This is a genomic window from Marinobacter sp. DUT-1 (genome assembly GCF_050379415.1).
In the GTDB taxonomy this organism is placed as follows: Bacteria; Pseudomonadota; Gammaproteobacteria; order Pseudomonadales; family Oleiphilaceae; genus Marinobacter.
The window spans coordinates 244,108-262,942 of the sequence record NZ_JBNRLS010000003.1 but is presented as its reverse complement, the minus strand read 5'-3'; the positions used below and the strand labels follow the sequence as shown (position 1 = coordinate 262,942).

The following is an 18,835-nucleotide window of genomic DNA, read 5'->3' as shown; positions in this document are numbered from 1 at the left end:
GTGGCATGATGTCGCAGAGCATGCCGCGGATTTATGACAAAGATTGGCTCGAGGCCGTTAGCAGGCTATGATGGAGGCGGACCCGAAATACCTATTCATACCTATAAAAAACGGAAGCCAACACCATGAATTTACGCAAGTCTTTCTTTGCCGCTGTGGCTGTTGCGGCATCGGCTTTCAGCGCGTCTGCGCTGGCACAGGAAACCTATACTTTGAGCCTGGCTCAGACCTGGGGGCCGAATTCACCGATTCTGGGGGAAACGACGGAACACTTTGCCAAAATGGCAGAGGAGATGTCAGATGGCCGGCTGAAAGTGCGGGTAGATGCCTCCAACAAGCACAAGGCACCTTTCGGCATTTTCGACCTGGTTCGCACCGGCCAGTACGACATGGGTCATACCGCCTCGTACTATTACAAGGGCACCATTCCCAATGCCATGTACTTCACCACCATTCCGTTCGGCCTGATTGCCCCGGAAATGTACGCCTGGTTCTACCACGGTGGTGGCATGGAACTCATGCAGAAGGTCTATGAGCCGCACGGTCTGCTGTCCTTCCCGGGCGGTAATACCGGTAACCAGATGGGTGGCTGGTTCCGCAAGGAAATCAACTCCGTGGAGGATCTCCAGGGCCTGAAGATGCGTACCCCGGGCTTTGCCGGCGAAGTTATGTCCGAGCTGGGTGTGGCGGTCACCAACCTGCCGCCGGGAGAGCTGTACACCGCTCTTGAACGTGGCACCATTGACGCCCTTGAGTGGGTGGGCCCGGCCCTCGATTTCCCCATGGGCTTCCATCAGATCGCCAAGTACTACTACTCCGGCTGGCAGGAGCCTGGTGCCGAGGTACAGTTCCTGATCAACAAGAAGACCTGGGACAAGCTGCCGGCAGATCTGCAGGAGGTCCTCCGGGTCGCCATGCGCACGGCCGCTTACGACATGTACATCCAGAGCGTGCATGAGAGCGGTGTTGCCTGGAACAAGATGAAGGAGGACTACCCGGATGTGACCCACAAGGTGTTCCCGCCGGAGGTTATCGAGGCGCTGCGCGAAACCACTGACCGCCTGCTCGCAGAAGCGGCGGAGAAGGATCCGCTGGCCAAGGAAATTATCACCTCCCAGCGCGACTACCTGAAGCAGGTCCGCCCCTGGATCAACATCTCGGACAAGGCCTACCTGAACAGTGTTGCCGGCGAGTGATCGCCAAAAACGGTTAAAGCCCTGAAAACAAGGGGCGTCGGGGTTTCGGATTACCCCGACGCCCCTTTTTGTTTGCTACGCTTTCTGGAAAAATAGCGAGCTCACTTTTCGGGCAGGGCCGATGAAAAAGACACTGCTTTCTCTGAGTAATCTCACCAAACAGTTTGACGGCAAAACCGTTCTGGATTCCCTGAACCTGGATATCTACGACGGGGAATTCATTACCCTTCTTGGTCCGTCAGGCTGTGGTAAAACCACCCTGCTGCGTTTGATGGCGGGCTTCGAACTTCCCGATGCCGGCACCATTACCCTGTCCGGGGAAGACCTGACGGGCACCCCGCCGGAACACCGCCCCCTGAATACCGTTTTCCAGCATTACGCGCTGTTCCCGCATATGTCGGTTTTCGACAACGTCGCGTATGGCCTGAAGATGGAAAAGCGGCCCAGGGAGGAGATTCGCGAGCGCGTGGAGGAAGCGCTGGCGATGGTGCAGCTGCAGGATTACATGCGCCGCAAGCCCCATCAGTTGTCCGGAGGCCAGCAACAGCGCGTGGCCATTGCCCGGGCGGTGGTCAAGCGCCCGCGACTGTTGCTTTTGGATGAGCCGCTCTCGGCCCTGGATTACAAGTTGCGGCGCACGATGCAGGTGGAGCTGAAGCGCTTGCAGAGGGAGCTCGGCATAACCTTCGTGTTTGTTACCCATGACCAGGAAGAAGCGTTGTCCATGTCCGACCGGGTGGTGGTGCTCAAGGATGGCCTGGTCCAGCAACTGGGCACGCCCAGGGAAGTGTACGAGCGCCCGGCCAACCTGTTTACCGCGCGCTTCGTCGGTGAAACCAATTTCTTTCCGGGTGAAGTGGAGTCGATCCATGACGGCTCTATCACCGTGGATGTGTTCGGCCTTAAACGGACCCTGCGCCGCCCTGATTTCCCGGTACGGGAAGGGCAGCTGCTGCACGTGCTTCTGCGCCCCGAGGACATCCGGGTGCTCGATCCGGCCGATGAGCAGGGCGTGGCCGGGAAGATCGTCGAGCGTAACTACAAGGGCAGTACGCTGGACTCGGTGATCCACCTGGAAGACGGCACCGAAGTACTGGCCAGCGAGTTTTTCGACGAGGATGATCCGGCCTTCGATTACCGGTTGGGCGAACCGGTGAAGGTGAGCTGGGTCGATGGCTGGGAGTGGTTGCTCCCGGAAGAGGCGAACGAACCAGTCCATGAGGATGCACTGACCGATGCCTAGCATTACCCGGCAGCCGTTCAGGACGGCGGTGCTGGTGCTGGTGTGGGGCTGGTTGCTGTTCCTGGTGCTGGCGCCGAACCTGCTGGTGGTGGGTGCCAGTGTGATGACCCGGGATCCGGGCACGTTCATCTCATTGCCCCTGAACCTGGATGCCTACCGGCAGCTTTTCGACCCGCTGTATCTTGAGGTGTTCCTGCATTCTCTTTATATGGCGGCGATGACGACCCTGGCCTGTCTGCTGATCGGTTATCCCTTTGCCTGGGCCCTGTCGAAACTGGGCAAGCAACGTCAGTTGCTGCTGATCTTCCTGCTGATCGTGCCGTTCTGGACCAACTCGCTGGTGCGCACCTACGCTCTCAAGATGCTGCTGGCCACCAATGGCCTGATCAACAGTTCCCTGATGAGCCTGGGCTGGATCGACGAACCCATCCAGATGCTCTATACCGAGGGCGCGGTGATCGTCGGCCTGGTCTATCTGCTGCTCCCGTTCATGATCCTGCCGCTGTATTCGGTGTTCGACGACCTTCGTCAGGAGTTGCTGCTGGCTTCCCACGACCTGGGCGCCGGCCGCTTCGCTACCTTTATCCACGTGATCGTGCCCCTGACGCTGCCGGGCGTTCTGGCCGGTGTGATGCTGGTACTGTTGCCTGCCATGGGGCTGTTCTTTGTGCCCGATATCCTTGGTGGTTCCCGTAACCTGCTGGTGGGTAACGTCATCAAGAACCAGTTCCTGGATGCCCGGAACTGGCCGTTCGGCGCGGCGGCCAGCATTGTACTGACCGTCACCATGGCCATCCTCATGCTGGCTCACCGCCTGAGCAAACAGCGCATCGGTGAGGAGGGCACGGGATGACCCGGTGGTTGCCAAGAGCCTATCTGGTGCTGGTCTATCTGCTGCTGTACGTCCCCATTGGCGTGCTGGTGGTGTTCTCGTTCAATGACTCCCGTAGCGGCTATACCTGGGGTGGCCTGAGTCTTCGCTGGTACCAGTCCCTGTTCAACAACAACGCCATGGTGGAGGCCATGTGGAATTCCCTGTGGCTGGCGCTTTCGGCCGCCACCGTCTCCACCATTATCGGGGCACTGACGGCGCTGGCACTGCACCGTTACCGGTTCCGGGGCAAGAAGGTACTCAACGGGATGTTGTTCGTGGTGATGATGTCGCCCGAGATCGTTCTCGCAATCTCGTTGCTGGCGTTATTCCTGCTGGTGGGTATCCAGCTCGGTTATGTCTCCCTGCTGCTGGCCCATGTCACCTTCTGTCTGCCGTTCGTGGTGATTACCGTGATGGCCCGGCTGAGCGGCTTTGACGAGAGTCTGCCCGAGGCGGCCCGCGATCTCGGTGCCACCGATTTCACCATGACCCGGACGGTACTGATCCCGGTCATCATGCCGGCGTTAATGGCGGGCTGGCTGCTGGGGTTTACACTGTCACTGGACGATGTTGTGGTCAGCACCTTTGTCAGTGGCCCCAGTTATGAAATTCTGCCCCTGCGCATCTACTCGATGGTGCGTGTGGGCCTCAAGCCCGAGGTAAACGCCCTGGGCACGCTGTTGCTGGTGTTCTCACTGGTTATGCTGATGTTGTCACAATGGATACTCACAAGGAGCAAACGATGAAGAAACTCGCACTGGCCGGCCTGCTGGCGGTGGGCCTGACTGGCTGCAGTTCCGAGGAACCAAAGGTTCTCAATCTGTATAACTGGTCCGAATACATGCCGCAGGAAGTGTTGACGCGCTTCGAGGAAGAGACCGGCATCCAGGTGGTCTACACCACTTACGACAGCAACGAAGCCATGTATGCCAAGCTCAAGCTGCTGGATGACAGCGCCGCCTATGACCTGGCCGTGCCCTCCACCTACTACGTGAGCAAGATGCGCCAGGAAGGCTTGCTGATGCCCATCGATCGCAGCAAGATCGAGGGCTTTGACAACCTGGATCCGGAGCTGACCAACCTTGATATCGATCCGGATAACAAATTCAGTATTCCCTATCTGTGGGGGACCACCGGCCTGGCTGTGGACACTGCGGATATCGACGGCGAGCCGGTTACCGCCTGGGAAGATCTTTGGGACGAGCGTTTCGAAGGCCGGGTGATGCTCACCAACGACATGCGGGAAGTCTTCCACGTCGGCCTGCGGGTACTGGGCTACTCCGGTAACAGCACCGATCCGGGTCAGATCGAGGAAGCCTACGAGAAACTCACCGAGTTGATGCCATCGGTGCGTACCTTCAACTCCGATGCACCCCGGGTGCCCTACCTGGAGGGCGAGACCGATGTCGGCATGATCTGGAACGGCGAAGCCGTGATGGCTGAGGAAACCATGCCTTCACTGGAATACGTCTATCCGGAAGAGGGCATTATCGCCTGGCTGGACAGCTTCGTGATTCCCAAGAACGCCAAGAACCCCGAGGCTGCCCACCAGTTCATCAGCTTCGTGCTGCAGCCGGAAATCTCCGCGCTGATCAGCGAGGAGATCGGCTACGCCACCCCGAACCTCGCCGCCCGTGAGATGCTGCCGGACGAAGTGGCCAACAACCGCGCCAGCTACCCGACGCCCGAGGACATGACCAACGCCGAATTCCAGGTCGATATCGGAGACGAGGCGCTGCAGGTGTACGCCAAGTACTGGGAGATGCTCAAGTCCGGGCGTTGATTCTGACCGGGACCGGTCGACTGTCTGATCACGGAGGCCTCGGCCTCCGTTTTTTCTGAATGGGGTTTCACAAAACTGACATACATGGTCTATACCTTCCTGATAACAACTGGTTAGCAAACTTGTTACCTACCGTTATCAGGAGATGCAAAGATCATGGGATCGCGCACCGCAAGGACATCCGCACTGCTTGGCTCCACCTTCCTCGCTGCTGTCACTTTTTCCGGCAGCCTGTTTGCTGAAGAGCTGCGACTGATAACCTGGGGCGGCTATGCCCCGGATGATGTGGTGGCCCAGTTCGAGAAAGAGACCGGTATCGATGTAAAGGTCACCCTCTCGAATAATGAGGACATGATCTCCAAGCTGCGGGCCACCGGCGGTGCCGGTTTTGACCTGGCCCAGCCCAGCCAGGACCGGATCGTCGGCGTTCAGCGCCAGTTCAATATCTACAAGCCCATCGACTTCAGCCGCGTCAACACCGATCAGCTGCAGGCGTCCATGGTCAAGGCGACCCGGGACTCCACCGAGCTGGATGGCGAATTCTACGGTGTGCCTTCGGTCTGGGGTACCAGCGGCCTGATCGTCCACAGCTCGGTGGCGGATACGGTCACCGATTACACCGACCTGTGCGACCCGGCGGTGGCCGGCAAGGTCAGTTACCGTCTCAAGCGTCCGACCCTGATCGGTTTTGCCTTTGCCATGGGCATGGATCCCTTCGCGGCCTACAACGACCGTGACGAGTACGAGTCGATCCTGGCGAAAGTGGAAGACAAGCTGATCGACTGCAAGAGCAACGTGAAGACCTACTGGACCGGTGGTGACCAGCTGCTGGCGTTGTTGCGCACTGGCGAGGTGATCGCGGCCATGGCCTGGGATGCCGGCGGCTGGAAACTGAACGCGGAGAACCCGGAGATCCGTTTCGTGGCCCCGGACTCCGGCGCCCTGGGCTGGATCGACACCTTTGCCATTCCCCGCCGCAGTGAAAACGAGGAAGCCGCCTACCAGTGGATCAACTTCGTCATGCAGCCGGAGATTGCCGCGCGGATCACCAACGCCTCGGGCAATTTCACCGCTTCCAAAGGCGCAGACGAGTTTGTCCGGGCAGAGCTGCGGGATGCCTACCGGGCCAGCTTCAGTGACCAGGCGATCAACAACATCAAGTGGTATCCGCCGGTACCCCCCGGCCTGGAAACCCTGGAAGGGCAGGTGCTGGACCGCGTCCAGGCATCGAACTGATCTCCATGGGGATCGAGTCCGACCTGTTCTGCTCGAACCTGGTCCGCCGCTTTGGCAGCAACGCCGCGGTGGACCATGTTTCCCTCGACGTGCCTGCGGGCACGTTTTTCTCGATCCTGGGCCCCTCTGGCTGCGGCAAGACCACCCTGCTGCGCTTGCTGGCGGGTTTTGACCGGCCTGACGAAGGCGATATCCATATTCGCGGCGCGCGCATGAACGATGTGCCGCCGAACCGGCGCCCGGTCAACATGGTATTCCAGCACCTGGCCCTGTTCCCGACCATGTCGGTGGGAGACAACATCGGGTATGGCCTGAAACGCCAGAAAGTGCCGGCCGCCGAGCGCCGCATCCGGATCGCCCGGGTGCTGGAACAGGTCGGCCTGCCCGGCATGGAAAACCGGAATCCCGGCGAGCTCTCCGGTGGCCAACGCCAGCGTGTGGCCCTGGCTCGCTGCCTGGTGCTGGAGCCGACCCTACTTTTGCTGGATGAGCCTCTCGGGGCCCTGGATCTGAAACTGCGGGAGCAGATGAAGATCGAACTCAAGCGTTTGCAGAAGGCATTCGGCACCACCTTCGTGTACATCACCCACGACCAGTCCGAGGCCATGGTCATGTCGGACCGGGTCGCCGTAATGAAAGATGGCCGGTTCGAACAGGTGGCCCCTCCCGAAGAGCTGTATCGGGAGCCCACGACCCCCTTTGTGGCCGGTTTTGTGGGCGACAACAACCGCCTGGGAGGGGAGCTGGTGGCCGTGCAGGGCGGGCTGGCGGAGCTCCGACTGGATGATGGCAGCCTGGTCCGTGGCCGGCTCGGCCAGACCGCACCGCCAATCGGTGAGCGGGCGGACCTGTTCATTCGGCCGGAATCCCTGGTATTGGGCGGAGATGCCCTGAGGCCTGAATACTCGGTTCTCAGGGCTTCGGTGACCACTACCCTGTTTGACGGCGCCAACAGTCGTCTTGAGGCCGACAGCACCGGTCATACCCTCTATGCCCGGTTGCCCCAGGACGGCTCGGCGCCCAGGTTGCGGGAAGGGGCCAAGGTCCAGCTCGCCTGGGACCCGATGCTGGCACGGGTGTTTGCCCCGGGGGCCGCATGAACGCCAGCGCCGGTCGCCTGTCCCTGTGGCTGCTGCTCACTCCCTTCCTGCTGTGGATTGTGTTGCTGGTGCTGGTGCCCCATCTGCAGATGCTGCGGGTCTCCTTCCAGGTCCGGGAGAGTTGGGACACGCTGGCGTGGGGGCTCGATCAGTACCAGAACTTTTTTACCGAGTCCTATTACTGGCGCACCTTTGTCCGAACCGGGGTGATGTCGCTGTTCACCACGTTTCTCACCCTGCTGATTGCTTTTCCCATTGCCTGGTACATCGCGAGGCTGGCGCGGGGCCGTGCCAAGGGGTTGTTGTTTCTGGCGTGCCTGGTGCCCTTCTGGGCCAGTGAGCTGGTGCGTACCTACGGCTGGATGATCCTGCTGCGGGAGAGTGGTCTGTTCAGTTCCTGGCTGCAGGCGCTGGGCTGGGCTGATGGCCCGGTGGAAATGCTCTACAACGATGTGGCCGTGATCGTCGGCCTGGTCTACAACGGCTTGCTGTTCATGGTAGTGCCCCTGGTCACCACTCTGGATGGCATGGACGAGAATCTGGTGGAAGCCGGTTACGATCTCGGGGGCAATCACCTGACCGTACTTCGCGAGGTGGTGGTGCCCTGGGCAATGCCGGGCATTGTCTCCGGTTGCATCGTGGTGTTCATGCTGACCCTCGGCAGTTACCTGACCCCCATCCTGATGGGTGGCAAGGACAGCGCCTGGTTCACTGGGCAGATCTTTACCCAATTCATCACCCGATTTAACTGGGAACAGGGCGCCGCCCTCGGCGTTTTGCTACTGGTGCTGTCCTCTCTGATCGTCTGGCTGGGTCTGAAATTCTCCGGTCAGTCCCTGCGCAAGGTCATGGGGTGAGGGTATGATCCGATCCGTTCCCCGCTCCCGCTGGTTCGATGGCCTGTACCTGGCCTACCTGGTAGCGTTTTTCGTCTACCTGGCCCTGCCACTGACGGTGACGGCGGTGTTTGCGTTCAATGATGCGCCATTTCCGTCTCTTCCCTGGAAGGGCTTTACGCTGGATTGGTACCTGGCGGACGGTTCGGCGGGTCGTACCGGGCTGTTTCATGACGACGGTCTGCTCTCGGCGCTTTGGGTCAGTACCAAGATCGCATTCTGGGTGACAGTGGTCAGCGTTACCCTTGGGTGCGTCAATGCGGTGCTGTTTGAGCGCCTGGAGTTCCGCGGCAAGGAGTTCCTGTATCTGCTGATGCTGCTGCCGCTGGTGATTCCGGGGGTGATTCTGGGGGTATCGATCCTGGTGTTCTACAGCGGCATGGCCAACGATGCCTCGCGACTGTGGGGTGTCGAGCTGGATGTCTTCCGGCCGGGGATGACGCTGGTGGTGATGGGCCAGGTGACCTTCATTGCCACACTCGCCACCCTGGTGATTGCTGCCCGCCTGCGCAAGTTTGACCGGCAACTGGAAGAGGCGGCGCTGAACCTTGGTGCCACACCCGTGGTGGCCTGGTTTACGGTCACGCTACCATGGCTGCTGCCGTCCATCTTCGGCGCTGCCGCCATGGCGTTCCTGATGTCCTTCGAGAACTTCAACACGACGGTGATGCTCACCGGAAGTGACACCCCTCTGACCGTTGCCCTGTTCAATCGATTGCGGGAGGGTTCCACGCCTGTGCTGAATGCAGTGGCGCTATTGCTGATGGTGGGGTCGGCGTTGCTGGCGGTAATCGCTATGGGGAGGTCCCGGGATAACACCTGAGAGTGTTATCCCGGACAGGACGGTCAGACAACAAGAACCGGACACTTGGCGTGAGACGCCACCCGGTGAGAGACACTGCCCAGGAACATGCCGTCCTTGTCGCTGTTGGTACCCTTGGTGCCCACTACAATCAGGTCGGCTTCCTTGTCCTGGGCGAACTTGATGATCACCCGGGAGGGTCGTCCGGCCTTGACGAAGCCCCGCACCTTGGTAGCACCGTGCTCCTTCGCCAGCTCCTTGGCATGATTCACAACTTCTTTTGCGTACTCCGAGAGCACCTTGTCCGGGATGTCCATGTCGGCCGGGCGACCGATCGACAGTGACGCCTCGAACAGGCTGTGGTGCTTGTACACGCAGAGGATGTAGATCTCGGCCTCGGGAATCAGTCTCTGGAGATCGATGGCTTTGTCCAGCGCCTTCAGCGAGGTCTTGGAGCCGTCCACCGCGACCAGGATTCTTTCGAACATGAGTGTCTCCTTAAGGACCCTTGAGTCTCTCCATTAATCCCTGAATGCCACGTCCCGCAGGAACAGGGCGATGTCCGGGAAGGCGATTATCAGGCCTGCGGCCGCTACCAACATGAAAATGAACGGTGGTGTTCCGCGAATCACTTCGAGATAGGGCCGTTTGAAGATCGCGATGGCTGTGAAAATGTCGCAGCCAAAGGGCGGTGTGGCTGAGCCGATGGCAACTTGCAGGGTGATCAGTACACCAACCAGTACCGGATCCAGCCCGGTGGATTCGATGGCCGGGGCAAAGATCGGTGTCAGGACCAGGATCACTACGATCGGGTCCACAAACATGCAGGCGATGAAGAACGCGACACAGATCGCGATCAGCACGCCGACCGGGCCGGCCTCATTCACGCCAACTGCTTCCAGGATGGTCTGCGGGATCTGGGCAAAGGAAATGATCCAGGAGAAGCCGTTACCGACCGCGACCAGGATGAAGACCACCGCGGTAATCAGGCCAGTGGACTTGGCGATGCGCCATACATCGGGCAGTTTCAACGAACGGAAGACCACGAACTCCAGCAGGAAGGCATAGAGCACGCACACTGCAGCCGCTTCCGTGGGGCTGAAGATGCCGCCGTAGATACCGCCAACAATGATGACCGGGAAGAACAGCGGCCAGAGTGCGTCGCGCACGGAAAGTGCCCGCTGCGCCCAGGTTGCTTTCTCTTCGGTCGGCACATCGTTCTTGTAGGCGTAAATCAGGCAATAGATCGAGAACATGAACAGAATCAGAACGCCCGGACCGATACCGGCAATAAACAACTCGGCAATGGAGGTTTCGGAGATAACTCCGTAGATGATCATCCCGATACTCGGGGGAATCAGGAATGCGATGTCACTGGCGTTGATGATCAGCGCCAGGGTAAACGGGTCGGAATAACCGGCTTTGAGCATCTTGGGGCGCAGCGGGGAACCCACCGCCACTACTGTCGCCTGGGTGGAGCCGGAGACCGCGCCGAACAGTGTGCAGGAAGTTGCGGTACTGATCGCCAGGCCGCCCTTAACATGGCCGATGAAGGCCATGACCATGTTGATCAGCCGGTCTGCAGACTGACCCCGCGTCATGATATCGGCGGCCAGAATGAACATCGGTACAGCAATCAACGACGCCGGCCGGATGCCCCCCATCATCTGCTGGATGAAGGTACCCATCTGGCCGAAGCCGTCAAACATCATTACAAAGCCGACCACCGCGCCGGTAATCAGCGGAACCATCATCGGGAAGCCCAGCAGCAGTAACCCGATCATGATCACCATCATTATAGTTGCCATGATTTCTTATCCTTACCTGAGTTCAGCTGCGGGGTTCATACTTCCGATTCGGTATCGGCATAGCCATCAACGACGCCAGTGGAGAGATAGACATCCTTGCTGGTGAAGTTCTTGATGGCGGTCAGGAAGTACTGGATTCCGGTAATGGCAAAGCCAACCGGGGCCCAGATGTAGATCCACCAGATCTCGAACCCGAGGGCGGGCAGGATCCGGCCACGGTCGTAGAGCGTCTCGATGTAACCATAGGAGTGGTAGCAGAGGAAAAACATCACCACCGAGGTGAACAGGGCGATGATGATCATCAGTACCTTCCGTCCCTTGGTGGGGATCGCGTCGTAGACGGCGGACATGCGGATGTGACGACCATGGCGGGCCGCGTAACCGATGCCGGCAAAGGTGATCAGGATAATGAGAATTCGGTTGATTTCTCCGGAGAAGAAAAGACCTTCGCCGAAGACATACCGCGCGATAACGTTCACGCAGGTATTGATAGCCATCAGGATAACGCCCAGAGCAAGCATGACCGCTTCAATCTTGCTTATCCAGACATCAATGGTTCCCAGAAACCCGGGCAGGCCTGACTCGTAGGAGCCGGTGTCATCTTCTAGATCCGGGGAATTCTCGGACATGGGGTGCGCTCCAGAACATTCTGCTCCCGACCGGTAGGGGCCGGCGGGGAGGGATTAAGACCGAGTCCCGCCGGCGGCGGCCGACGGGACTGTTTCCTTCAGATCAGTCGTTCTGAACTTCTTTCAGGTCTTCCTTGAACTGGTTCAGCAGCTCTTTGCCGCTTTCGCCAGTCATTTCGATGAACTTATCCTCTACCTGCGGCGCACGGGCCTTGAAGGCTTCGATCTGCTCATCGGTCAGGCGGGTAACGGTGACCTCGTCACTGTTGGCCTTGATTTTTTCCAGGGCTTCCTCGGCCAGGCCATCGATGTGCACGATGATCTCTTCGAAGGCGTAGTCCGCAGCATCCTGGACCAGCTTCTTGTCTTCGTCAGACAGGCCGTTGTAGAAGTCCTGGTTCGCCATCATGGCCGTGGTGAACCAGCCGTGGCCGGTGAAGACCAGATTGGGGGAGACCTCATACAGCCCGCCGGACTCGATCCAGAAGATCGGGTTTTCCTGACCCTGGATCATGTTGGTCTGCAGGGCACCGTAGACCTCACCCCAGGGCAGCGGGGTCGGAGTGGCGCCGAAGGCGGAATAGGTTTCGGACAGAAGCGGGTTGGTCATGACCCGGATCTTCTTGTTGTTGAAGTCCGCGGGCTTGGTAACCGGCTCGTCGACAGTGACGACCATCTCGCCTTCCGGGTACATTTTCAACAGTTCCAGACCCTTCTCGGAGTAGAGTTCCGGGAAGTCCTCGTTGATCGCCTCACTCTCACGGAAGAACTCGATCACGGTATCCATGTCGGTGGGCATGAGATACGGGATAAAGAAGATCTGGGCTTCCGGAATCAGGGAGCCGGTGAAGCCGGGGGACTGGTTTACGAAGTTCAGGATGCCGGCCTGGGTTTGCTCCATGATGTCGTCGGACTCGCCCAGCTCACCGAAGCGGTATACCTGCAAGGTGTGGTCCGAGTTTTCTTCGATGTATTCCTTGAACTTGTAAGCGAATACGTCCTGAACGTCGCCTTCGTATTCTTCATGGGCATAACGCCAGTTGGCTGCGTTTACGGCATTTGCCGCGGTCAGACCGGCGAAAGCCAGCGCTGAAATACCAGCCAGTTTCCTGAATTTACTCTTGCTGCTCATCGGGTTGTCTCCGCTCGTTATTTTACGTTAATCCATTGTTACGTTAATAAAGACTGGCAAAACAAAGTGGTTTTCGCAAGAAAATGGCGGAAATAAGCCAACATCGGATACAGGTTTTAGCCGGATCGCAAGTACATGAATTCAGGATGGATTCAGTTCTGACAGGCAGCTTTCAAGGAAGAAGGTGAATTCCCGCACCACTGTGTCGACACTGTTCTGGAGCCGGTGCCCGTCAGCCAGGACCAGGGTGTTGATCCGTTGCTCCCGTGCCAGTTCCAGAACCGGCATGACCGGGACCACATCGTCATCCCAGCCGTGGATGATCCGGGTATGTCTCGCCTGAATAACGGGGCGGGACTGGGGGTAGCGGGGCAGTGCCAATGCCGGTGCCAGCAGGAAGCACCCCAGCACCGGGGTATGGGCACTGGTCTGGGCGCAGACCCAGCCGCCCATGCTGGAGCCGGCCAGGATCGTGCGTGCGGGCTCGGCGCTGGCCTTCTCCATGGCGGCCCGCATCTGCTGCAGGCGGATGTCCGGTTCCTTGCTGCTACGATGATCAACGGCCTCGGCACGAACACCAGGAAAAGCTTCCGCTGCCCGTTTCATGGCCTGTATTTTGGTACTGCCGGGCCCGCTTTCCAGCCCATGGGACAGGAACAGGTGGATAGTTTCTCGGGGCATGTCGGTCTTCCTCCGTGGAGTGTCAGGACCCTCAGTTGATCAAGGCGGTGGAATTCGTGCCCTGATCCCGGGTAGCCGCCAGGATGTCCAGGGCATGGCGGCGCTTCGCGGGATCGTAAATGTCCACTGTGAACATCAGCTCTTCCACCTCGGCCGTCGACAGCAGGTTGTCGATCTGCTGGCGGATCGAGGTGGCATCCCCTAGCAGCTGCAGTCCGAGGAAATCCCGGACACCGGCTTCTTCGCCGGCATTCCACAGGCCTTCCATGGTGTCTACCGGAGGCTTCATCCACAGCGGCTGGCCCCGGAACAGCGCCAGGATTCTCTGGTAGCTGGTGGTGGCCAGAAAGCGTGCCTCTTCCACGGAATCCGCGGGTACGGCCGGTACAGCGAGCATGGCGTAGGGCTCAGAAAGCTGTTCTGAAGGCTGGAAATTGTCCCGGTAGACCCTCAGTGCTTCCCGGTACAGCCGCGGAGCAAAATGACCGGCAAAAGCGTAAGGCAGACCGCGCATGGCAGCCAGCTGGGCACTGTAAAGGCTGGAGCCCAACAGCCAGATCGGCACATTGGTGTCAGCGCCGGGAATGGCCTTGACCGGTTGGCCGGCCTTTAACGGTCCCAACAGAGTTTGCAGCCGGGCGACGTCTTCCGGGAACTGTTCGGCGCCCAGTCCGTCTCGGCGCAGCGCCCGGGCCGTTACCGGATCGGTGCCGGGCGCCCGGCCCAGGCCGAGGTCGATCCGGCCCGGATACAGGGATTCCAGGGTGCCGAATTGTTCGGCAATCACCAGCGGCGGGTGGTTGGGCAGCATCACCCCGCCGGAGCCCACGCGGATGGTGGAGGTCTGGCCGGCAATGTGGCCAATCAGTACCGAGGTTGCCGAGCTGGAGATGCCTTCCATGTTGTGGTGTTCGGCCAGCCAGAACCGCTTGAACCCGAGTTTTTCGGCGTGTTGGGCATAGGCAACGCTGTTCGCCAGCGTGGTGCCCACGGAGTCGCCCTCGCGGACCGAGGCCAGTTCAAGCAGGGAATAGTCGGGATGTTTGGACATGGTGCTCCTCAAAGGTCCAGAACAACGGGCAGGTTAAGGGGCTTATAGCTACCCGTGCAGGTGCTGGCGTTGACGTGCAGGCAATTACCCACCTGTTTCTGGCCATAGCTTTCATGGATGTGCCCGAAAATGTGGAGCCTCGGCCGCCGGGATTCAAGCACCCGGGCCAGTTCCTCGCAGCCCACGGACTGATCCCCCAGCCCGCCGGGCACCGTGTCCAGGATGCCGGCAGCAGGACCATGGGTGATCAACACGTCAAGGTTGTCGGGTATTCGCTCCCAGCGTTCGGCCAGTTCGGGCCCCCGCTCCAGGTTGAACGCCCAGTTGAAGAACACTGGTGTCCAGGGGCTGCCCCAGAACGTCAGCCCTTCCAGCTCCAGGCCGCTGTCCTGCAGGTAATGGGCCTGGGTAAGCAGTACCCGGGACTCTTCCGGTTCATCCTGGAAACACCAGTCATGGTTACCTGCAATCAGGATCTTGTGCCGATGGGGCAGGCTGCCGAGCCAGTCGTTAAGATCCTCAAGATCATCCAGGGTGCCCTGGCCCAGACAGTCACCGGCGTGGATCAACAGGTCGCCATCGGGCACTTTTACCTGGCGATGCATGCCGTGGGTGTCGGAAATACAGACAATTTTCATGGTGGTCTCCCATTGGCGGCCTGTCGGGGCGCATTGGACAACGATCTACGATAGCATTTTCCCCTGCCCAACCCCCATTGATCCAGGAGTGAGTGTGCGACTGATCCTGAGCCGGAAAGGCTTTGATTCCTCTGCCGGAGGCTGCCCCAGCCCGGTTTTCCCCGATGGTTCCCTTTGTGTTCTGCCAATCCCCGATTCCTTGTCACGAATCCGCTATGACGACGTGACTTTCGGGGCGCGTCGTCTCGGCAAGATTGCCCGGGATCTTTCCGGTGGACGGGTGCGCGGTGGTTCCGGGGCGCACCTGGATCCGGACCTGGTGGCCGGAGCCCTTCCGCGCCAGCCGGGTTGGCGGCCCCTGCTCGGCCAGACGGGTTCGGCCCAGGGCCATCTGAACAATCAGGGTGTAGGCGAGGACGATCTGTTTCTGTTTTTTGGAGTATTCCGAAGGGCTGAGATGGTGCGACGCCACTGGCGCTTTGTACCCGGTACTCGGCCATTTCATGCCATCTGGGGCTGGTTACACGTTGGTCAGGTGTTGACAGTGGATGATCTGGCGTCGGAAGCCTTACCCTGGGCCCGGTACCACCCGCACTTTTACCGCGGCCCTGACCCGGGCAACACCCTGTACCTGGCGTCGGTAGACTGGCGGTTGCCGGAACGTAGATGCCTGTTGCAGGGTAGTGGCGTGTTCCCGCGGCTCGAAGAGCCATTGTTACTGACCGATCCACAGGCCCGACTGGCCACACGATGGCGTTTGCCCGGGGAATTTTTTCCTGTCGGGGACAAACCGGCGCTAAGCTATCATTCAAACCCGGATCGCTGGCGCCTGGATCTACCCTGGTGTTACCTGACCAGTGCGGCGCGGGGGCAGGAATTCGTGCTGGACCTGGATGCCTACCCGGAATTGCTGCCGTGGCTGGCCCGGTTGATCGGAACGGGCGCCGGAACTGATAACAAGGAAGCGGGCAATGGCTGAGACTTTTATCGGGGCTGTGGTCGAGCAGCTCAAGAAAAACCTCGGGGATACCGTCAACGCGCTTGGGGGCGGGGAGCTGGATTGGGGAGCATTTGCGATTCATGCTTTCAGCCAGTTGCTGATATCGGTGTTCTACGTTGCCCTGTTCGTTGGCGTCTACCTGATTGTGATCGGCCTGAGCCGACTGGTGGTTGGCAAGCGCCGGGCCGCCCATCCGTTGTTCGGTCATGTGCGCATCGGCGTACGTTACCTCATGGGACTTGGCGCGTTACTGGTGATCCTGGCCCAGTTCGGGGCAGGTGCCGCGTTCCTGGCGTCGATGGCAAAGGCCGGGCTGATGGCGCTCGGCTTCTTCGTGGCCTGGCTGGTGCTTGGCCGTCTGATCCGGGAGACGATGGCCCGTTACCGGATGGATCCCTCGATCCGACAGCTGGTGGAAAACCTGTTCTCGGTGCTGGCGGTCACTTTCGCGGTCGTCACGGTTGTTGCCCAATTCGGGTTCGACGTGGTCTCCATCGTGGCCGGGCTAGGTATCGTTGGTATCGCGGTGGGCTTTGCCGCCCAGTCCACGCTCTCCAACTTCATCGCCGGTATCACCCTGCTGATCGAACGGCCTTTTCGTATTGGGGACTGGGTGACGATCAACGGCCAGGATGGCAAGGTGGTGAAGATCGCCCTGCGCACTACCTGGCTGCGGACCCGGGACAACATTTTCACGATGATTCCCAACGACAGCGTGGCGTCCTCCGATATCGTCAATTACAGCGCCGAGGGTGCGACACGACTGAACATTCCGGTGGGCATCGCCTACAAGGAATCGGCCAAGGAGGCCCGGGAAGTCATCATGCCGGTATTGCGTGCGCACCCCGAGGCGCTGCAGTCGGCGGGCATGGAGCCCAGGGTGCTGATGGAGAGTCTGGGGGATTCCTCGGTCAATCTCAAAGCGCAGGTGTGGATCACGCCCGACAATCTGGATGTGCAGCCGAGGATCATGGCCGAGATCCTCGAACAGATCAAAGAGGCGCTGGATGCCGCCGGTATCGAGATACCTTTCCCGCATCTGCAACTGTTTATCGATGACGCCAAGGGGCTGAAGCCGGTGGTGGAGCCCCTGTACCCGAAACTGGCGGGCGACTGATTCGCTGCCCTCATGGCAGGATCGGCCCGGGAACGAGGATATGCATGTGAACGAGCCCAGCGGTTACTACGAGAGTGACACCACACTGGCGCAGTACCTGGAATTCCACTTTGGTGAGTCCTGGCACGGCGAGCCGAATTTCCCCCAGGAACTGGCGCGGCTGTGTTTCGATGCGATGAACGGCCGGGATCACGGCAAGGCCCTGGATCTGGGCTGTGCCTGCGGACGGGCCACCTTCGAGCTGGCCACCCGCTTTGACCACGTCGACGGTGTCGACTTTTCCGAAAGTTTTGTCAGCGCAGCGGCGAAAATGGCGAAGCAGAAGCAGGTGCGCTACGCCCGGCCGGAAGAGGGCGAACTGGTGAGTTACCAGGAACGGACCCTGGCATCCCTGGGGCTCGAGGATACGGTTGGCAGGGTGGCGTTCCATCAGGGTGATGCCTGTGATCTCAGCCCCCGGTTTGCCGGTTACGATCTGGTGCTGGCGGCCAACCTGATCGATCGCCTTTACCAGCCGTCAAAGTTCCTGGCCAGGATTCACGAACGCATCACCGACAACGGCCTGTTGGTCATTGCCTCCCCATACACCTGGCTGGAGGAGTACACGCCCCAAGATGCCTGGATCGGTGGATTCCGGAAGAACGGCGAGGACTACACTACCTTTGACGGCCTGCGGGATATGCTCGCGCCCCATTTCCGGCTGTTGGTGGATCCCCACAGCGTGCCGTTCGTCATTCGGGAGACCCGGAACAAGTTCCAGCACAGTTTCTCGGAAGTGACGGTCTGGGAGAAACTCTGAACGTCAGGTTCGGGTCAGGCTGTCCCGGCGGATGGCCCGCTCCAGGCGACGGTGGCTTTCGGTGCGCTCGGAAAGCACCTGCTGCACGTATTGTATGTGGGTGCCGGCAATCTTCCGGGCGTCATCCGCCCGCCCTTCCATGATGGCGCTGAACAGCAGCCGGTGCTGCTCCTTGAGTCCTTCCCGGGTTTCCGCTTCTCTTGCGTACATGCCGCCGATGTTGGTCACCACGCTGCTCTTGAGCATGTTGAACAGGGTGCGGATGGTGTGCAGGAGAATGACATTGTGACTGGCCTCGGCGATGGCAAGATGGAAGCGCGCATCCGCTGCGCCCTCGGCCTCCAAATCCCGCTCGGAATCCTTCTCGTAACAGGCCTGGAGTTCATCGTAAGCGGACTGTAGATGTTCCCGGTCTACCTCGGTGGCTCGCAGTGCGGCGTAATAGGCGCAATCCGCCTCCAGGGTGCGACGGAACTCCAGCAAGTCCCGCTGCGCTTCGGGGCGGTCTTCCAACAGTGAAATCAGCGGATCACTGAAGCTGGAGCCGAGGTTTTCGGTCACGAAGTTACCACCCCCCTGACGACTGGTCAGCAGCCCTTTGGCGGCCAGCTTCTGAACCGCTTCCCGAAGCGAAGGACGTGAAACCCCGAACTGCTCGGCCAACACCCGTTCCGGTGGCAGTCGCTCGCCCGGCTGCAGAGTGCCTTCCAGAATCATGGTTTCCAGCTGCTCGACGATGGTGTCGGCAAGGCGCCGCGGCGCAATGTGTCCGATGGCCATTGGGATCGTTACCTGAGGGTTTCGTGGATTTCAGATTGGTCTTACCAAAACAGCATACCCTGATTAGCGG

20 protein-coding genes are annotated in these 18,835 nt (G+C 59.9%); 12 read left to right on the top strand and 8 right to left on the bottom strand.

Annotation, left to right across the window (positions count from 1 at the left end):
• Positions 1 to 125: 125 nt before the first annotated feature.
• The 9 genes from ACQUTG_RS11235 to ACQUTG_RS11195 all read left to right on the top strand — a co-directional run bounded on the left by ACQUTG_RS11235 (position 126) and on the right by ACQUTG_RS11195 (position 9,151).
• Positions 126 to 1,196: a TRAP transporter substrate-binding protein gene (locus tag ACQUTG_RS11235; RefSeq protein WP_428919487.1), complete on the top strand. Its 1,071-nt coding sequence runs from the start codon at positions 126 to 128 to the stop codon at positions 1,194 to 1,196.
• A 121-nt stretch (positions 1,197 to 1,317) separates the two neighbouring features.
• Positions 1,318 to 2,439, top strand: a complete 1,122-nt coding sequence (potA, locus tag ACQUTG_RS11230; protein WP_428919486.1) for a spermidine/putrescine ABC transporter ATP-binding protein PotA — start codon at positions 1,318 to 1,320, stop codon at positions 2,437 to 2,439.
• Positions 2,432 to 3,292, top strand: a complete 861-nt coding sequence (gene potB / locus ACQUTG_RS11225; protein ID WP_428919485.1) for a spermidine/putrescine ABC transporter permease PotB — start codon at positions 2,432 to 2,434, stop codon at positions 3,290 to 3,292. The genes potA and potB overlap by 8 nt, the downstream gene beginning before the upstream one ends.
• Entirely contained in the window at positions 3,289 to 4,059 is a 771-nt protein-coding gene (gene potC, locus ACQUTG_RS11220) for a spermidine/putrescine ABC transporter permease PotC (RefSeq protein ID WP_428919484.1), read from the top strand. The genes potB and potC overlap by 4 nt, the downstream gene beginning before the upstream one ends.
• Positions 4,056 to 5,096, top strand: coding sequence for an extracellular solute-binding protein (locus ACQUTG_RS11215; protein ID WP_428919483.1), 1,041 nt, complete (start codon positions 4,056 to 4,058; stop codon positions 5,094 to 5,096). Before potC ends, ACQUTG_RS11215 begins: the two co-directional genes overlap by 4 nt.
• A gap of 156 nt (positions 5,097 to 5,252) precedes the next feature.
• A complete protein-coding gene (locus tag ACQUTG_RS11210) occupies positions 5,253 to 6,332 on the top strand; it encodes an extracellular solute-binding protein (RefSeq protein ID WP_428919482.1) in 1,080 nt (359 codons plus the stop codon).
• Positions 6,333 to 6,337: 5 nt separating this feature from the next.
• Positions 6,338 to 7,432 (top strand): ABC transporter ATP-binding protein, encoded by a 1,095-nt coding sequence (locus tag ACQUTG_RS11205; protein ID WP_428919481.1) that lies wholly within the window; start codon positions 6,338 to 6,340, stop codon positions 7,430 to 7,432.
• Positions 7,429 to 8,289 (top strand): ABC transporter permease, encoded by an 861-nt coding sequence (locus ACQUTG_RS11200; RefSeq protein ID WP_428919480.1) that lies wholly within the window; start codon positions 7,429 to 7,431, stop codon positions 8,287 to 8,289. The genes ACQUTG_RS11205 and ACQUTG_RS11200 overlap by 4 nt, the downstream gene beginning before the upstream one ends.
• Positions 8,290 to 8,293: 4 nt before the next feature.
• Positions 8,294 to 9,151 carry an ABC transporter permease gene (locus ACQUTG_RS11195; protein WP_428919479.1) on the top strand — a complete coding sequence of 286 codons (858 nt, stop codon included), beginning with the start codon at positions 8,294 to 8,296 and terminating at the stop codon, positions 9,149 to 9,151.
• Between the two features lie 23 nt (positions 9,152 to 9,174).
• Here the strand turns inward: ACQUTG_RS11195 and ACQUTG_RS11190 are convergent, their stop codons facing one another.
• The 7 genes from ACQUTG_RS11190 to ACQUTG_RS11160 form a co-directional block, all read right to left on the bottom strand.
• Positions 9,175 to 9,618, bottom strand: a complete 444-nt coding sequence (locus tag ACQUTG_RS11190; RefSeq protein WP_428919478.1) for a universal stress protein — start codon at positions 9,616 to 9,618, stop codon at positions 9,175 to 9,177.
• Positions 9,619 to 9,651: 33 nt separating this feature from the next.
• A complete protein-coding gene (locus ACQUTG_RS11185) occupies positions 9,652 to 10,938 on the bottom strand; it encodes a TRAP transporter large permease (RefSeq protein ID WP_428919477.1) in 1,287 nt (428 codons plus the stop codon).
• Positions 10,939 to 10,973: 35 nt separating this feature from the next.
• Positions 10,974 to 11,567 (bottom strand): TRAP transporter small permease, encoded by a 594-nt coding sequence (locus ACQUTG_RS11180; RefSeq protein ID WP_239038219.1) that lies wholly within the window; start codon positions 11,565 to 11,567, stop codon positions 10,974 to 10,976.
• A gap of 103 nt (positions 11,568 to 11,670) precedes the next feature.
• A complete protein-coding gene (gene dctP, locus ACQUTG_RS11175) occupies positions 11,671 to 12,699 on the bottom strand; it encodes a TRAP transporter substrate-binding protein DctP (protein WP_428919476.1) in 1,029 nt (342 codons plus the stop codon).
• 141 nt (positions 12,700 to 12,840) lie between these two features.
• Positions 12,841 to 13,380, bottom strand: coding sequence for a YqiA/YcfP family alpha/beta fold hydrolase (locus ACQUTG_RS11170; RefSeq protein ID WP_428919475.1), 540 nt, complete (start codon positions 13,378 to 13,380; stop codon positions 12,841 to 12,843).
• Between the two features lie 31 nt (positions 13,381 to 13,411).
• Complete coding sequence (locus tag ACQUTG_RS11165) at positions 13,412 to 14,431, bottom strand: LLM class flavin-dependent oxidoreductase (protein WP_428919474.1); 1,020 nt, start codon at positions 14,429 to 14,431, stop codon at positions 13,412 to 13,414.
• 8 nt (positions 14,432 to 14,439) lie between these two features.
• Positions 14,440 to 15,069 (bottom strand): metallophosphatase domain-containing protein, encoded by a 630-nt coding sequence (locus ACQUTG_RS11160; RefSeq protein WP_428919473.1) that lies wholly within the window; start codon positions 15,067 to 15,069, stop codon positions 14,440 to 14,442.
• A gap of 94 nt (positions 15,070 to 15,163) precedes the next feature.
• Between ACQUTG_RS11160 and ACQUTG_RS11155 the strand changes: the two genes are divergently transcribed.
• Genes ACQUTG_RS11155 through ACQUTG_RS11145 form a run of 3 tightly spaced genes read left to right on the top strand, consistent with a single transcriptional unit; the run spans position 15,164 to position 17,985 of the window.
• Positions 15,164 to 16,048 carry a hypothetical protein gene (locus ACQUTG_RS11155; RefSeq protein ID WP_428919472.1) on the top strand — a complete coding sequence of 295 codons (885 nt, stop codon included), beginning with the start codon at positions 15,164 to 15,166 and terminating at the stop codon, positions 16,046 to 16,048.
• Complete coding sequence (locus ACQUTG_RS11150; RefSeq protein ID WP_428919471.1) at positions 16,041 to 17,186, top strand: mechanosensitive ion channel family protein; 1,146 nt, start codon at positions 16,041 to 16,043, stop codon at positions 17,184 to 17,186. Before ACQUTG_RS11155 ends, ACQUTG_RS11150 begins: the two co-directional genes overlap by 8 nt.
• A 40-nt stretch (positions 17,187 to 17,226) precedes the next feature.
• Positions 17,227 to 17,985, top strand: a complete 759-nt coding sequence (locus ACQUTG_RS11145; RefSeq protein WP_428919470.1) for a putative 4-mercaptohistidine N1-methyltransferase — start codon at positions 17,227 to 17,229, stop codon at positions 17,983 to 17,985.
• Between the two features lie 3 nt (positions 17,986 to 17,988).
• Here the strand turns inward: ACQUTG_RS11145 and ACQUTG_RS11140 are convergent, their stop codons facing one another.
• Complete coding sequence (locus tag ACQUTG_RS11140) at positions 17,989 to 18,765, bottom strand: GntR family transcriptional regulator (protein WP_428919469.1); 777 nt, start codon at positions 18,763 to 18,765, stop codon at positions 17,989 to 17,991.
• Positions 18,766 to 18,835: the final 70 nt, after the last annotated feature.